This window comes from Streptomyces sp. NPDC048644 (assembly GCF_043199105.1).
GTDB lineage: Bacteria > Actinomycetota > Actinomycetes > Streptomycetales > Streptomycetaceae > Streptomyces.
The window spans coordinates 20,193-36,433 of the sequence record NZ_JBICVO010000004.1 but is presented as its reverse complement, the minus strand read 5'-3'; the positions used below and the strand labels follow the sequence as shown (position 1 = coordinate 36,433).

General features: G+C 71.6%; 11 protein-coding genes. 9 read left to right on the top strand and 2 right to left on the bottom strand.

All coding sequences use genetic code 11. The annotated features are described in order from the left end of the window. Window positions 1-3 precede the first annotated feature (3 nt). The 6 genes from gatA to ACGFNI_RS09815 all read left to right on the top strand — a co-directional run bounded on the left by gatA (window position 4) and on the right by ACGFNI_RS09815 (window position 7,469). Window positions 4-1,497 (top strand): Asp-tRNA(Asn)/Glu-tRNA(Gln) amidotransferase subunit GatA, encoded by a 1,494-nt coding sequence (gene gatA / locus ACGFNI_RS09840; protein WP_393682260.1) that lies wholly within the window; start codon window positions 4-6, stop codon window positions 1,495-1,497. A 5-nt stretch (window positions 1,498-1,502) separates the two neighbouring features. Beyond that, complete coding sequence (locus ACGFNI_RS09835) at window positions 1,503-1,736, top strand: hypothetical protein (protein ID WP_393683001.1); 234 nt, start codon at window positions 1,503-1,505, stop codon at window positions 1,734-1,736. Window positions 1,737-1,752: 16 nt separating this feature from the next. After that, entirely contained in the window at window positions 1,753-3,264 is a 1,512-nt protein-coding gene (gene gatB, locus ACGFNI_RS09830) for an Asp-tRNA(Asn)/Glu-tRNA(Gln) amidotransferase subunit GatB (protein ID WP_393682259.1), read from the top strand. Between the two features lie 183 nt (window positions 3,265-3,447). Then, complete coding sequence (locus ACGFNI_RS09825) at window positions 3,448-4,347, top strand: TIGR03620 family F420-dependent LLM class oxidoreductase (protein ID WP_393682257.1); 900 nt, start codon at window positions 3,448-3,450, stop codon at window positions 4,345-4,347. Window positions 4,348-4,562: 215 nt separating this feature from the next. Further along, window positions 4,563-6,677: a phosphocholine-specific phospholipase C gene (locus ACGFNI_RS09820; RefSeq protein WP_393682256.1), complete on the top strand. Its 2,115-nt coding sequence runs from the start codon at window positions 4,563-4,565 to the stop codon at window positions 6,675-6,677. A gap of 135 nt (window positions 6,678-6,812) precedes the next feature. Then, window positions 6,813-7,469 carry a hypothetical protein gene (locus ACGFNI_RS09815; RefSeq protein WP_393682254.1) on the top strand — a complete coding sequence of 219 codons (657 nt, stop codon included), beginning with the start codon at window positions 6,813-6,815 and terminating at the stop codon, window positions 7,467-7,469. A gap of 101 nt (window positions 7,470-7,570) precedes the next feature. On the opposite strand, the gene ACGFNI_RS09810 is transcribed toward ACGFNI_RS09815, so the two are convergent. Next, window positions 7,571-8,731: a PQQ-dependent sugar dehydrogenase gene (locus ACGFNI_RS09810; protein WP_393682252.1), complete on the bottom strand. Its 1,161-nt coding sequence runs from the start codon at window positions 8,729-8,731 to the stop codon at window positions 7,571-7,573. Between the two features lie 119 nt (window positions 8,732-8,850). Then, the gene (locus ACGFNI_RS09805) at window positions 8,851-9,882 is read right to left on the bottom strand and encodes an aldo/keto reductase (RefSeq protein ID WP_393682250.1); all 1,032 of its coding nucleotides are present in this window, start codon (window positions 9,880-9,882) and stop codon (window positions 8,851-8,853) included. 88 nt (window positions 9,883-9,970) lie between these two features. On the opposite strand from ACGFNI_RS09805, the gene ACGFNI_RS09800 reads away from it, so the two are divergent. The 3 genes from ACGFNI_RS09800 to ACGFNI_RS09790 all read left to right on the top strand — a co-directional run bounded on the left by ACGFNI_RS09800 (window position 9,971) and on the right by ACGFNI_RS09790 (window position 16,235). Beyond that, complete coding sequence (locus ACGFNI_RS09800) at window positions 9,971-10,948, top strand: 2-hydroxyacid dehydrogenase (RefSeq protein ID WP_393682249.1); 978 nt, start codon at window positions 9,971-9,973, stop codon at window positions 10,946-10,948. Window positions 10,949-11,238: 290 nt separating this feature from the next. Next, the gene (locus ACGFNI_RS09795; RefSeq protein WP_393682247.1) at window positions 11,239-14,160 is read left to right on the top strand and encodes a putative bifunctional diguanylate cyclase/phosphodiesterase; all 2,922 of its coding nucleotides are present in this window, start codon (window positions 11,239-11,241) and stop codon (window positions 14,158-14,160) included. Window positions 14,161-14,369: 209 nt separating this feature from the next. Then, window positions 14,370-16,235, top strand: a complete 1,866-nt coding sequence (locus tag ACGFNI_RS09790) for an acetolactate synthase large subunit (protein WP_393682246.1) — start codon at window positions 14,370-14,372, stop codon at window positions 16,233-16,235. The last annotated feature ends 6 nt before the right edge of the window (window positions 16,236-16,241 follow it).

The following is a 16,241-nucleotide window of genomic DNA, read 5'->3' as shown; positions in this document are numbered from 1 at the left end:
GACATGGCAGACCTGATCAAGCTCACCGCCGCCGAGATCGCGGCGAAGATCGCGTCCGGCGAGCTGACCGCCGTCGAGGTGACCGAGGCCCACCTGGCCCGCATCGAGGCCGTCGACGAGAAGGTGAACGCCTACCTCCACGTCGACCGCGAAGGCGCGCTGGCCCAGGCCCGTGCCGTCGACGAGAAGAAGGCCCGCGGCGAGAAGCTCGGCCCGCTGGCCGGCGTCCCGCTCGCGCTGAAGGACATCTTCACGACGCAGGACATGCCCACCACCGTCGGCTCGAAGATCCTCGAAGGCTGGATCCCGCCGTACGACGCGACGCTGACCAAGCGCCTCAAGGCCGCCGACGTCGTCATTCTCGGCAAGACCAACATGGACGAGTTCGCCATGGGGTCGTCGACCGAGAACAGCGCCTACGGCCCGACCGGCAACCCCTGGGACCTCACCAAGATCCCCGGCGGCTCCGGCGGCGGCTCATCCGCGGCCCTCGCCTCCTACCAGGCGCCGCTCGCCATCGGCACGGACACCGGCGGCTCCATCCGCCAGCCCGCCGCCGTCACCGGCACGGTCGGCGTCAAGCCCACCTACGGCGGCGTCTCCCGCTACGGCATGGTCGCCTTCTCCTCCTCCCTCGATCAGGGCGGGCCCTGCGCCCGTACGGTCCTGGATGCGGCGCTGCTGCACGAGGTGATCGCCGGTCACGACGAGCTGGACTCGACCTCCATCGACGCGCCGGTCCCGGCCGTCGTCGAGGCGGCGCGGGGTGGCTCCGTCGCCGGGATGCGGGTCGGCGTCGTCAAGCAGTTCCGCGGTGACGGCTACCAGCCGGGCGTGCTCCAGCGGTTCGACGAGTCCGTCGAGCTGCTCAAGAGCCTCGGCGCCGAGATCGTCGAGCTGGACTGCCCGTCCTTCGACCTGGCGCTCTCCGCGTACTACCTGATCGCGCCGTCCGAGTGCTCGTCCAACCTCGCCCGCTTCGACGCCATGCGCTACGGCCTGCGGGTCGGCGACGACGGCACGAAGTCCGCCGAGGACGTCACCGCCCTCACCCGCGAGGCCGGCTTCGGCGACGAGGTCAAGCGCCGCATCATCCTCGGCACCTACGCGCTCAGCTCCGGCTACTACGACGCCTACTACGGCTCGGCGCAGAAGGTCCGCACCCTGATCACGCAGGACTTCGAGAAGTCCTTCGAGTCGGTCGACGTCATCGTCTCGCCGACGACGCCCACCACCGCCTTCCCGATCGGTGAGCGCGCGGACGACCCGATGGCGATGTACCTCGCCGACCTGTGCACGATCCCGTCGAACCTGGCGGGCAACTCCGCCATGTCGCTGCCCTGCGGCCTGGCGCCGGAGGACGGCCTGCCCGTCGGACTGCAGATCATCGCCCCCGCCATGAAGGACGACCGGCTCTACCAGGTCGGGTCCGCCGTCGAGGCGGCCTTCGTGGAAAAGTGGGGGCACCCGCTGCTGGAGGAGGCACCGTCACTGTGAGCGCAATGACCAAGAAGGCCAAGAACTTCAAGAAGTCCAAGTCCGGCGTCTACCTGTCGATCGGCACCACCGCGTTCGGCGCCCTCAGCGTCTTCAAGCAGGCGAAGATGGCACGCCAGGAGAACGACACGCTGCGACTGATCGACGCGGGCGTCTCCGCCGCGGCGATCGTCACCGGCCTGGCGATCCTCTACCGCGAACTGAAGCGCCTGGGCGACGACGACGTCCTGCTGGGCTGAGAGGGAAAGTTTCACCGTGACTGTCACTGACCTGGTGTCGTACGAGGACGCTCTTGCGGCGTACGACCCCGTCATGGGCCTGGAGGTCCATGTCGAGCTCGGCACCAAGACCAAGATGTTCTGCGGGTGTGCGACCACGCTGGGCGCCGACGCCAACGCGCAGACCTGCCCCACCTGCCTGGGCCTGCCCGGCTCGCTCCCGGTCGTCAACGCGATCGGCGTCGAGTCGGCCATCAAGATCGGCCTGGCGCTGAACTGCTCCATCGCCGAATGGTGCCGCTTCGCCCGGAAGAACTACTTCTATCCGGACATGCCGAAGAACTTCCAGACCTCCCAGTACGACGAGCCGATCGCCTTCGACGGCTACCTCGACGTACAGCTGGAGGACGGCGAGGTCTTCCGGGTGCAGATCGAGCGCGCCCACATGGAGGAGGACACCGGCAAGTCCACCCACGTCGGCGGCGCGACCGGCCGTATCCACGGCGCCTCGCACTCCCTCCTGGACTACAACCGCGCCGGCATCCCGCTGATCGAGATCGTCACCAAGCCGATCGAGGGCGCCGGCGAGCGGGCCCCCGAGGTCGCCAAGGCGTACGTCGCCGAACTGCGCGAGCTGATCAAGGCGCTGGGTGTCTCCGAAGCCCGCATGGAGATGGGCCAGATGCGCTGCGACGTGAACCTCTCGCTGCGCCCGAACGGTACCGAGAAGCTCGGTACCCGCTCGGAGACGAAGAACGTCAACTCGCTGCGTTCCGTGGAGCGGGCCGCCCGGTTCGAGATCCAGCGGCACGCCGCGGTGCTCTCCTCCGGCGGCACCATCGTCCAGGAGACCCGGCACTTCCACGAAGAGGACGGCTCGACGACGGCCGGCCGCATCAAGGACAACGCCGAGGACTACCGCTACTTCCCCGAGCCCGACCTGGTGCCGGTGGCCCCCTCGCGCGAGTGGGTCGAGGAACTGCGGGCCGCGCTGCCTGAGCTGCCGCGACTGCGCCGCAACCGCCTGCGCGAGGAGTGGGGCGTCTCCGAGCACGACATGCAGTCGATCCTCAACGCCGGTGCGGTCGACCTCATCGTCGCCACGACCGAGGCGGGCGCGGACTCCGCATCCGCCCGCAAGTGGTGGATGGGCGAACTGGCCCGCCGCGCCAACGAGGACGGTGTGGACCTCGCCGCCCTGCGGATCACCCCGGTGCAGGTCGCCAGGGTGGCCGCGCTGGTCGCCGATGGCTCCCTCAACGACAAGCTGGCCCGCCAGGCCATCGAGGGTGTGCTGGCCGGCGAGGGCGACCCGGACACCGTCGTCGAGAAGCGCGGTCTGAAGGTCGTCTCCGACGAGGGCGCCCTGGGCACCGCCGTCGACGAGGCCATCGCGGGCAACGCCGCCATCGCCGACAAGATCCGCGGCGGCAAGGTCGCGGCGGCCGGTGCGCTGGTCGGCGCGGTCATGAAGGCCACCCGCGGCCAGGCCGACGCGGCCCGGGTCCGTGAACTCATCCTGGAGCGCCTGGGCGTGACGGAAGGCTGAGCACAGCCGGGAAGCACCACGGAAGCGGCCGTTCTCCTCCGGGAGGACGGCCGCTTCCGCGCCCTGTCCGTCCGTACCGGCCGGGCCGGGAATGCCCGGGGCGGGCGGCCGTGCTGTGATCGGAGGGAGAGGCCCTGCCGCGGACGCGGGCGGGGCCACCACACTTCGGACAGTGGAGGAACGGTGCAGCAGCACGCTCTTGCTTCGCGGATCGGCCGGATCGGTGTCTGGCACGGCGGCCTCAGCCGCGTCCCGGCGGCACAGGCCAGGGAGGCCGCCGCCGAGATCGAGCAACTGGGCTACGGCGCCCTGTGGTTCGGTGAGGGCCCGGGGTCGGAGGCGATCAGCCAGGCCGCGCTGCTGCTGTCCGCCACCGAGCGGATCACGGTCGCCACCGGCATCGCCAACATCTGGGTCCGTGACGCGTCGGCCGCGTCCGCCGCCGCGCACAACTTGGCCGCGGCGTACGACGGGCGCTTCCTGCTCGGTCTGGGCGCGAGCCACGCGCCGCTGGTCGACCAGCGGGGGCACACCTACGCCAAGCCGCTCGCGGCCGTCCGCGCGTACCTCGACGCGATGGACGCCGCTCCGTACGCCGGCCCGGCCGTGGATCCGGCCCCGGCCCGGGTGCTGGCCGCGCTCGGCCCGAAGATGCTGGAGCTGGCGGCGGCGCGGGCGGCCGGCGCCCACCCGTACTTCGTGACCACGGAACACACCGCCCGCGCCCGTGAGGTCCTCGGCGCGGGTCCGCTGCTCGCCCCCGAACAGGCCGTACTCCTGGAGACCGACCCGGAGAAGGCCCGTTCGCTGGCCCGCGCCCACCACACGCGGTTCTACCTGGAGCTGCCGAACTACACCGGCAATCTGCGCCGGTTCGGGTTCGGGGACGAGGACTTCGCGGACGGCGGCAGCGACCGGCTGGTGGACGCGATCGTGGCCTGGGGCGACGTGGACGCGATCCGGCGCCGCGTCCAGGAGCACCACGACGCGGGCGCCGACCACGTGTCCGTCCAGCCGATCGCCGCCGATGGCCTGGGTCTTGAGCAACTGCGGGAGCTGGCACCGGCGTTGCGGGCGGGCTGACCCGCCCTGCCGGGGGTGGAGGACCGTCGGCAGGGCGTGCCGCGCACGGCACCCCGTCGGCGGTTCCCGCCGCCCGGTGGCCTCCGGCCCGGTCACGTGTTCCCAAAGTTGTCACCTCGATACCTATCGCCCGTCACAGCCGTCCACTACCGTCCCCGTCGCACCATCTCAATGGGCTGACCGAAGACCATTGACTGTCGACTGGGAGGTCGGGCGTGACATCGGAGGTATCTCGCAGGCGGGTACTGGGAGTTGGCGCCGCCGCAGCGGGGGCGGCGGTCGCCGGATCGCTGCTGCCGCCGTCGCTTCAGGAGGCGCTGGCCGCCGACGCGGCACGGCCCGCTCGCGGCGCGGGCGACATGCGTGACATCAGGCACGTCGTCGTGCTGATGCAGGAGAACCGTTCCTTCGACCACTACTTCGGCATGCTGCGCGGGGTACGCGGCTACGCCGACCGCAACGCCGTCGAACTGCCCGGCGGGCGCACCGTCTACGAGCAGCCAGGGGCGCTGGGGATCGGCACCGTCCTGCCGTTCCCGGTCCGCACGGCCGCCGCCGCACAGAACAAGGACCTCCAGTACATAGGGGCGCTCAACCACGAATGGGACGGCGGATCCAAGGCGTGGAACGGCGGCTGGATGAACAACTGGGTCACCGCCAAGACCGCCGCCACCATGGCCCACTACGACCGGCAGGACGTCCCCCTGCACTACGAACTCGCCGACACCTTCACCGTCTGCGACGCCTACCACTCGTCGATCCACTCCTCGACGAGCCCCAACCGCAACCACCTGGTCAGCGGCTGGACCGGCTTCGAACCCGGCACCGGCAAGCGCGCGGTCGGCAACGACGCGTACGAGGAGGACACCCACACCGGCTACACCTGGACGACCTACCCCGAGCGGCTGGAGAAGGCAGGCCACAGCTGGCGGGTCTACCAGGAGTGGGACAACTTCACCGACAACAACCTGGAATTCTACGCCAGCTTCAAGGCGGTCGCGAAGAAGGCGCTGGCGAAGGTCGGCGGCGTGTCGAACATGACCGCCTTCTACGGAAAGGTCGCGGGCGCCGCGGCGGACGAACGCACCCGGCTGCTGGGACTGCTGGAGGACGGCGTCAAGGCGCTCGGGCGCGCGGACCGCAGCCTGTTCGAGCGGGCGCTGCGGCGCGGCGAGCCCGACACCACGGCCACCGCCTTCGCCGCCGACGTGGCGAGCGGCAAGCTGCCCGAGGTGTCGTACATCGTGCCGTCGGCCGCCGACTCCGAACACCCCGGCTCCTCCTCGCCCGTCGAGAGCGCCACCATCGTCTACAAGGTGCTGGACGCACTCGGAAAGAACCCGGACGTCTGGCGGCACACCGCGCTGTTCCTCACCTACGACGAGAACGACGGCTTCTTCGACCACGTACCGCCGCCGGTGCCGCCCGCCGGGACCGACGGCGAGTTCTGGGACGGGAAGCCGACGGGCCTGGGCATGCGGGTGCCGATGATCGTCATCTCGCCCTGGACGGTTGGCGGTTACGCCTGCTCGCAGGTCTTCGACCACACCTCGATCACCCGCTTCCTGGAACGGTGGACGGGGGTGCGGGAGCCCAACATCAGCGCCTGGCGGCGGACCGTCTGCGGCGACCTCACCGGCGCGTTCGACTTCTCGCGCGGGCGCCGGCAGCCGTCGGTGGAACGGCCTGGCGCGATCCCGCCGTTCAGTGGCCGCTGGGCGCCGCGCCCGCCGGCCGACCAGGCGCTGCCCCAGCAGGAGCACGGCAACCGCCCGGCCAGGCCGCTGCCCTACCAGCCGGACGCCGACGGCGGCCTCGACGCGGGCGCCGGCCTTTTCCGGATGGCGGTGCGCAACGGCGGCACCGCCTCCGCCCACTTCGCGCTCCACCCGTACGCCGGGGAGTACGAGGCGCCGCAGCACCGCGACGTGACCGGCACCGGGAGCTGGGACGTGCCGGTCAAGGACGGGGCGTACCGTTTCACCGTCACCGGGCCGAACGGCTTCCGGCGGGAGTTCGCCGGCCACGGCACGGGCGCGGCGGCCGGTGCCCAGGTCCGTACCCGCATCGACGCGGACCGCAGGGAGATCCACCTGACCTTCGTCAACGGCGGCGCGGCCGACCTCACCGTCACCCTCGCCCCGCTCGCCTACGGGGACGCCGCGCCGCGCACCCTGAAGGTGAAGGCCGGCGGCACCCGCACCGTCGCGCACCCGGCGGCGGACGCGCACGGCTGGTACGACCTCGCCCTCACCGTCGCCGAAGACACCCCCTTCCGCCGCCGCCTCATGGGACACATCGAGAACGGCAAGGAGTCGGTCACCGGCTGAACCGGGCGGGCGCGCGGCTGACCAGCGGCGGGACGGCGGCCGGCCGGCGCGCGCCCGCCGCCCGCCGCCGCCACGCGCCCCCGCGCCCGCCCCTCTCTCATCCGACTCTCAGACGCGACCCCTACGGTCGCGCACATGGGAACGACCAGGACGACCGACGAGCGCGCCGCAACGCGAACCGACGACCCGTCCGTGCCGGCCGAGGCCGCCACGGACGCGGAGGGGAAGACCACCGCAGAGCCGGACACCGGCGCCGCCACCGAGAAGCGGGCAGAGGAGCCCACCGCAGCGGCCGGACACGACGAGGACAGCGACCTCGACGTCCTCGACGACAGTGCGGACGTGACCGCGCACGACGACGAGGACACCCTTGACGACACCGCCCCGGTGAAGCCCACCGCCGGTGTCGGGTTCGGCGCGGGCGCGGTCGTCGCCGCCGGGCTCGGCCTCGCATCCGTCACCGGCACCTGGCTCGGCACACTGCTGGCCGAACGGCAGACCCTGCTCGGCCAGATCAAGCTCCAGTCGGGCAGGGCCACCGACCAGATCGCCACCGTCTACGGTGCGCCCTGGCACACCACTGCCCTGGTCAACGGCCTGTTCGCGCTGCTCGCCGTGATCATCGGCGGCGCCGTGCTGCTCAACCGCCCGCGCGCCGCCTGGATGCGTGCCGTCGCCTGGGGCGGCCTGGCACTCGGCGTCCTGGGCATCCTCATCTCCGCCGGGATGTACTTCGACGTCCTGGCGAGCCTGCCCAGCCTCCCCAAGGCCCCCGCAGCGCCGGGGTCCTGAGGACCGCAGGCCCCGTCAACCGCTCCGCAGCCAAGGCCCGCCGGCCCGCCCGGCGGGCCTCGGCCGTGTCCGCGGCGGCCCCGGCCCTCCCTCCGAAGGGCTCAGGTCACCTTCAGGTGCAGAATCCGGTCGTCGCCCTTGTGCGGCTCGCCCCGCCCGTCGGTGTTGCCCGTGACCAGCCACAACGACCCGTCCTCCGCGGCCACGACGGTCCGCAGCCGCCCGTACGTGCCCTTCAGGAAGGCCCGCGGCGCCGCCACCGGCTTCGTCCCGTCCAGCGGGATCCGCCACAGCCGCTCGCCGCGCAGCCCCGCCATCCAGATCGAGCCCTTGGCGTACGCGATGCCGCTGGGCGAGGCGTCCGACGGCTTCCATTGCGCGACCGGATCCGTGAAACCGGAGCCGCCCGCACCGCCCTCGGCCTTCCCCTCCCGCTCCGGCCAGCCGTAGTTGCGGCCCGACCCGATGAGGTTCAGCTCGTCCCAGGTGTCCTGCCCGAACTCCGAGGCCCACAGCCGGTCGTGGCCGTCCCAGGCGAGGCCCTGGACATTGCGGTGACCGTAGTCGTACACCACCGAATCCGCCTCGGGGTTGCCGTGCACGGGCTCGCCGTCCGGCGTCATCCGCAGGATCTTGCCGGCCAGTGACTCCTTGTCCTGGGCGAGCCCCTTGTCGCCGGTCTCGCCGGTACCGGCGTAGAGCATCTTGTCCGGGCCGAACGCGATCCGGCCGCCGTTGTGGATGTGGCCCTTGGGGATGCCCCGCAAGACGGTGTCGGGCGCGCCCAGTTGGTCGCCCGCTGGCCGCTTGGCGTCGTAGATCATCCGGGCGATGCGGTTGTCGGACTCGGTGGTGAAATACGCGTAGACCTGGTGGTCGACGCCGAACGTGGCGGACACCGCGAGCCCCAGCAGGCCCCCTTCGCCGCCCGGTGACACGCCCGGGACCGAGCCCAGTACGGTCTTCCTGCCGTCGTCAGCGGCGATCCGGTAGATCTTCCCGGTGTCCCGGGAGCCGACCAGCAGGTCGCCGCCCGGCAGCAGGGCCACGCCCCAGGGCGAGTCGAGGCCGGTGGCCAAAGTGCCAATCACCCGTACCGACCCCTTGGCGGGCGGCGCGGACGACGACGGGCCCGGACGCGCGGAGCCCTTCGCGCCGGGAGAAGGGCCGTCCTTGCCTGGCTGCGCGCCGCCGGCGGAGCAGCCCGCCGCCAGCAGCAGCGAAGCCGCGGCCAACACGACGGTCAGGGAACGGTGTTGCACGGCAGGGTCCTCTCGTCGGCGGAGCGGGACAAGGACACCACATCGCGCACGCCGACGCCGGGCGCCGCGGGCCGGCGGGGGCGGTGTCGCCGCGGACACTCGTCGGACAGGCCCCCGGGTCAGTACCACGACCCACGGGCCGGCGGCAGTGAGGCGATCTCCGCCAGGTCGGCGCGGTCCAGTACCAGGTCGGCGGCCTTGGCGTTCTGCGCGGCCCAGCGCTCCTTCTTCGTCCCCGGCACCGGCACCACGTGCCGCCCCTGCGCCAGCACCCACGCCAGCGCGACCTGTCCTGGCGTCGCGCCGTGACGCGCGCCCACCCGGCGCAGCCCGGCCACCACCGGCTGGTTCGCCGCCATCATCTCGGCGGTGAACCGCGGGTGCCTGGCCCGCAGATCCTCCGGCTCGAAGCCCTGCCCCGGGGTGAGGGTGCCGGTCAGGTAGCCGTTGCCCAGCGGCATCGCCGCCAGGAATCCGACACCGCGCGACTCGCACCACGGCAGCAGCTCCTCCAGCGCATCGGGCGACCACACCGACAGCTCCGCCTGCACGCTGCTGACCGGGAAGACCTGCTGGATGCGCTCCAGTTGGCGCAGCGTCCCGTCGTGCGTCCGCGACCGGAAGCGCCGCCCGGCGCCCGCCGCCTGCCGGTCGGCGCGGGTCGGCCGCAGCGCGCGGGCGCCCACGGCGCACAGCCCCAGCGAGCGCACCTTGCCGGCGGCCACCAGTTCCGCCATCGCGCCCCAGGTCTCCTCTATCGGGACCTCGGGATCGGCGCGGTGCAGCTGGTAGAGATCGATCCGGTCGGTCCGCAGCCGGCGCAGCGAGGCGTCACAGGCCCGTTTCACATAGCCGGGCCTGCCGTTGGCCACGATGTGCTGCTCGCCGGCCAGCAGCCCGCACTTGGTCGAGACGAAGGCGTCCGCCCGCCGTTCCTTGAGCGCCCGGCCCACCAGCAGCTCGTTGGTGAACGGCCCGTACATGTCGGCGGTGTCCAGCAGGCTGCACCCCCGGTCGAGCGCGGCGTGCACGGCCCGCAACGAGCCGTCCAAGCTCCGCTGCGACTCGGTGTACCCCCAGTTCATCGGCATGCAGCCGAGCCCGATTGCGCCCACTTCGAGCGCCGCCGCACCGATTGTCCTGCGCTCCACCTGGTCGTGCCTCCGTCCCCTCGCCCCCGGTCAAGGGCCAGACCAAACTAACGTCTGAAGTGAACGTCTCTTCGCATAGCCTCGGGCCATGGCAACCGCAGACCCGCGCACCGACGCGATGGACGTATGGCTTCCGATCCCGCCCGACGAGATCGAGGGCCTTCCCGAAGGACTGCACTACGTCCACTGGGACGCCGGCCCCGACTACCCGGCCGATCCCGCCCGGTGCGCGTTCTACGCCGTCCCCTATATGAAGGGCGCAGAACCGTCACTGCGGCCACTGCCGCTGATGACCGGGCTCCGTGTGGTGCAGACCCTGACCGCGGGGGTCGAGCACATGCTGCCCGCGCTGTCCCAACTGCCGCCCGGCGTCCAGCTGTGCAACGCCCGCGGACTGCACGACGCCAGCACAGCGGAGCTGGCCCTGACCCTCATCCTGGCGGCACTGCGCGGCATGCCCGGCTTCGTGCGCGCCCAGGACGCGGGGGAGTGGCAGCCGGCGTTCCGGCCCGCGCTCGCCGACAAGTCCGTCCTCATTGTGGGGTATGGGTCGATCGGCAGTGCCATCGAAGACCGGCTCACTCCCTTCGAGTGCGCGCGGGTCACGCGCATCGCGCGCACCGCCCGTGAGACCGTGCGCGGTCCAGTGCATCCACTGTCCGCCCTGTCCGCCCTCCTGCCCGACGCCGATGTGGTGGTGCTGGCCACTCCGCTCACCGACGAGACCCGTGGCCTGGTCGGACGTGATTTCCTGGCGCGCATGAAGGACGGCGCACTGCTGGTGAACATCGCACGCGGCCGGGTCGTCGACACGGACGCGTTGCTCGCCGAGCTGACCTCGGGACGGCTGCGCGCGGCGCTCGACGTCACCGATCCGGAACCCCTGCCCGCCGGACACCCTCTGTGGCACGCTCCCGGCGTGCTCATCACTCCACACGTCGGGGGCCCCAGCTCTGCCTTCCTGCCCCGCGCGAAGCGCCTTCTGCGGGACCAGTTGCGGCTTTTCGCCGCCGGGGAGCCGATACGGAACGTGGTCGCTACATCCGACCGGAATGCTTGCGCGTAGCGCTACGGGTCCGTACGAATGCACGGAGTGTGCACAAACGCCGTCATCGTCACGCTCCGTAGAAGTGCTATGTCCCTGAGTGACCGTTCTGGTGTATCGTCCCGGTCGTGGACGGCGTCGCAGAGCCGGCGGCGCCCGCGAAGGATCCGGAACTCGAGGGGGGCGACGGCGATGTACGGCCGATGGACGAATCGCGAGACGCGCGATCCACGAGCACCGAGGGGGATATGGCGACAGCCCCCGATGTGCCGACCACGTCGCCACCACGCCGGCGTGCACGGGAGGGCCCGGTGAGCGCCCCGGGCGCGGTGCTCTCCCGGCCGCCGGTCCAGGCGGGCGGACCGCCGAGCCTGGTGCCGCAGATCGCACTCGCGGGGATCTGCGGCGGTTACGCCGTGGGCGCCGCCCTCGGCTGGGGATCTCCCCAAGTCGCCAAGTTCATGGGTGACTTCGGCCTCAGCTTCGCCGCGCTGGTGGCGGCCGTCTCCTGCGGCCTGTACGCCCGCAAGCGCGACACCCGCCTCCGCCCCGCATGGGTACTCTTCGCCGGCTCCTCGGGGATGGCCGCCTTCGGCAACGGCGTATGGGGCTGGTACGAAGTCGTGCAGGGGACCGCGGTCCCCAGCCCCTCCCTGGCGGACTTCTGCTTCCTGCTGTTCGCCCCGCCCGCGATCATCGGCCTCCTGGTCCTCGCCAAACGGCCGGTGACCAAAGCCGGCTGGATCTGTCTCGCCCTGGACGCCTGGCTGATCGGCGGCTCGCTGCTCACCCTGTCCTGGAGCCTGGCCCTCGCGCACACCGCCCACTTCCCGGGCCGCAGCGTCGCCCAGTGCGCGCTGGCGCTGGCCTACCCGCTGCTGGACATCGTGCTGGTCAGCATGGTGCTCGCACTGCACTTCCGGCGGGCGTCCGTGCACCGCTCGGCCGTCAACACCGCCATCGCCGCCCTGGCGTTGACGGTGCTGTGCGACGCCCTCTTCACCTCGCCGCTGCTGCGCGAGCACTACCGCTCGGGCCAGATCCTGGACGCCGGCTGGTTCGCCGGGTCGATACTCCTCGCCTACGCGCCCTGGGTCATCCGGCGCGCGCCCGGCGACCTCGGCGGCGAGGACCGCGCCACCTGCCAGGCCCGCAGGCCCCAGACCCCCGCAGGCCGCCCGATCGCGGGCTCGCTGGCCGCGCTGGCCCCGTATCTCGCCGCCGGCGTGTGCACCCTGGGCATCCTCACCAACGTCCTGGACGGCCACCGCCTCGACCACGTCGTGCTCTTCACCGGCTGCACGGTCGTGCTCGCCCTGGTCGTGCGCCAGGGCATCATGCTGCTCGACAACCTCACGCTGACCCAGGAACTGGCCCAGAAGGAGAACCACTTCCGCTCCCTGGTCCAGGGGTCGAGCGACGTCATCATGATCGCCGCGCCCACCGGCGTGCTGCGCTACGTCAGCCCGGCGGCGGCCGGGGTCTACGGCCGCGACGCGGAGGAACTGGTCGGCTCCGAACTCGCCTCCCTGATCCACCCCGAGGATCTGGGGCGCGTCGTCCACGAGGTCCGCAGATTCCTCGCCGCCCCACCGGACGTCGAGCCCACCACCCGTATCGAGTGCCGTTTCCGTGCCGGTGCCCGGCGCTCCGGAGGCGACGGCTGGCTGAACGTCGAGTCCACGGTCAACCGCCACCACGGCGGCCTGATCTTCAACTCCCGTGACGTCACCGAGCGCGTCCGCCTCCAGGCCCAGCTTCAGCACAACGCCTCGCACGACGCGCTCACGGACCTGCCCAACCGCGCCCTGTTCACCGAACGCGTCAGCAAGGCGCTCACCGGCCGCCGGGCCGGCGACCACGACACCGCCGTGCTCTACATCGACCTCGACGGTTTCAAGCAGGTCAACGACACCATCGGGCACCAGGCCGGCGACGAGCTGCTGATCCAGGCGGCCAAGCGCCTCGGCGATTCGGTGCGTGCCGGAGACATAGCGGCCAGGCTCGGGGGCGACGAATTCGCCGCGCTGATCACGGGCGACGGCACCTGCGACCCGTCGGCCCGCGAGTTCCGGATCCACGAGATCGCCGACCGGCTGCGCATCAAGCTCTCCGAGCCCTACCGCATCGACGGCCGGGACGTCAGGGTCGCCGCGAGCATCGGCGTGGCCTTCGCCGAGCCCGGCGTCACCCCGGCCGGGCTGATGCGCAACGCCGACCTCGCCATGTACCGCGCCAAGCAGGCGGGCAAGGGCCGGGTCGAGCTGTACGCGCCGCAGATGCAGGCCGAGGTGGCCCGCCGCGCCGAACTCGCCACCAAGCTCCGCACCGCGCTGCACGAAGGCGAGTTCACGCTGCTGCACCAGCCCGTGGTCGAGCTGGCCACCGGCCGGGTCACCGCCGTCGCCGCGCACACCCGATGGCGCTCCGTCCAGGGCATCCTGTTCACCCCGGCCGAATTCCTGCGGGTCGGCGACCGCGGCCGGACCGCCGAGGAAGGGGACCGCACCGCCGAGCTGTGCCGCTGGCAGCTCGAAGCGGCCGTCGAGCAGGCCGCGGCCAGGCACCGCGCCGGCCATCAGGTCCCGGTCGCGGTCCGTCTCTCCGCCCGCCGTCTGCTGGACCGCGCGCTGCCGCCCAAGAGCATCGAGTCCCTGCTCGCCCGGCATGCACTGCCCTCGGGCGCCCTCGTCCTGGAGCTGTCCGACAGCGACCCGAGGATCCCGCTCGACGAACTGGAGCGCCGCCTGGTCGCCCTGCGGCGGGCCGGCGTACGGATCGCGCTCGACGGCTTCGGGAGCGGGTACGCCGCCATCAGCGCCCTGCGCCGGCTGCCCATCGACGTGCTCCGCCTGGACCGCGGCCTCGTCGACGGCGTAGTCGAATCCGCCCGGCTGCACAAGATCACTTCCGGCCTGCTGCGGATCGCGTCCGATCTCGGGATGCAGTCGGTCGCCGACGGCGTCGACCTGCCCGAACAGGTCCTCGCGCTGCGCGCCATGGGCTGCACGCACGGCCAGGGCGTGGCCTTCTCCGGGCCGCTCGACGAGCACCGGCTGCGGCGGGCCCTGACGCGTGACTCCTACCCGTTGCCGGCCCTGTCGGGAGAGGGGCGTGCCGTGGTGCTCTCGGGCAGCCGGCTGCCGGTGCGGCACGGCGGTGTGGCCGGCCCCGATGCCCTGGTCCATCCCCCGCTGCGCCCAAATAGTGAGACCTCCGTCCCACCCACTTGACACTCATGTGGCGCCGGGGGGAGGGTCAGTGCCATGCGCACCCGAATTCTCGTACTTGGAAAGCGCGTCGGCTGAAGCTGGGCATCGAAGAAGCCCACTTGAACGCACCCGACGCGCTCCCCTCGCTTGCCTCCTGGCACGAGGGGTTTTTTGTTGCACCGCAACCTCACAAATCCCGCCAAAACCCTCAGCTTCGAGAAGAGACGCAGATGACCGAGCAGGCCGCCCCGGGGGCCCACCATCCGCAGCCGCGGACCCGTCACTCCGGCGGATCGCAGCCGACCGCCGCCGTCGAGCACGTCACGGGTGCGCAGTCCCTCATTCGTTCGCTCGAGGAGGTCGGGGCCGACACCGTGTTCGGCATTCCCGGCGGTGCGATCCTTCCGGCGTACGACCCGATGATGGATTCCTCGAAGGTCCGGCACGTCCTGGTGCGCCACGAGCAGGGTGCGGGGCACGCGGCCACCGGGTACGCGCAGGCCACCGGCAAGGTCGGGGTGTGCATGGCGACCTCGGGGCCGGGTGCCACCAATCTCGTCACGCCGATCGCCGACGCGCACATGGACTCCGTCCCGCTGGTCGCCATCACCGGGCAGGTCGCCTCGGCCGCCATCGGCACGGACGCCTTCCAGGAGGCGGACATCTGCGGCATCACGATGCCGATCACCAAGCACAACTTCCTGGTGACCGACCCGCTGGAGATCCCGCGGACGATCGCGGAGGCGTTCCACATCGCGTCCACGGGCCGCCCGGGTCCTGTCCTGGTCGACATCGCCAAGGACGCCCTCCAGTCGAAGACCACCTTCAGCTGGCCGCCGCACACCGAACTGCCCGGCTACCGCCCGGTGACCAAGCCGCACGCCAAGCAGATCCGGGAGGCCGCCCGGCTGATCGTGGAGTCCAAGCGGCCGGTGCTGTACGTCGGCGGCGGGGTCATGAAGTCCGGTGCCACCGCCGAGCTGAAGGTGCTCGCCGAGCTGACCGGCGCGCCCGTCACCACCACCTTGATGGCGCTCGGCTCCTTCCCCGACAACCACCCCCAGCACGTCGGCATGCCCGGCATGCACGGCGCGGTCACCGCCGTCACCGCCCTCCAGAAGTCGGACCTGCTGATCACCCTCGGCGCCCGCTTCGACGACCGCGTCACCGGCAAGCTGGACTCCTTCGCCCCGTACGCCAAGGTCGTGCACGCGGACATCGACCCGGCGGAGATCGGCAAGAACCGGATGGCGGACGTGCCGATCGTCGGTGACGCCCGTGAGGTCATCGCCGACCTGATCGTCGCGGTCCAGGCGGAGCACGACGCAGGCCACAAGGGCGACTACCGCGCCTGGTGGAAGGACCTCAACCGCTGGCGCGAGACCTACCCGTTGGGCTACGACCTGCCCGACGACGGCAGCCTCTCGCCGCAGCAGGTCATCGAGCGGCTCGGCAAGCTGGCCCCCGAAGGCACCATTTACGCGGCCGGTGTGGGCCAGCACCAGATGTGGGCCGCCCACTTCATCGACTACGAGCAGCCCTCGACGTGGCTCAACTCCGGCGGCGCGGGCACGATGGGCTACGCCGTCCCGGCGGCGATGGGCGCCAAGGCGGGGAAGCCGGACCGTACGGTGTGGGCGATCGACGGCGACGGCTGCTTCCAGATGACCAATCAGGAGCTGGTCACCTGCGCGCTGAACAACATCCCGATCAAGGTCGCGATCATCAACAACGGCGCGCTGGGCATGGTCCGCCAGTGGCAGACGCTCTTCTACAACCAGCGTTACTCCAACACCGTGCTGCACAGCGGCCCCGGCGAGGAGGCGGGCGGCGAGAAGCCCCGCGGCACCCGCATCCCCGACTTCGTGAAGCTGTCCGAGGCGATGGGCTGCGTCGCACTGCGCTGCGAGGACCCGGCCGAGCTGGACGCCGTCATCGCCAAGGCCAACGCCATCAACGACCGCCCGGTGGTGGTCGACTTCATCGTCCACGAGGACGCCCAGGTCTGGCCGATGGTGGCCGCCGGCACCTCCAACGACGAGGTCATGGCCGCCCGGGGCGTGCGTCCCGACTTCGGCGACCACGACGACGACTGAGCCCAG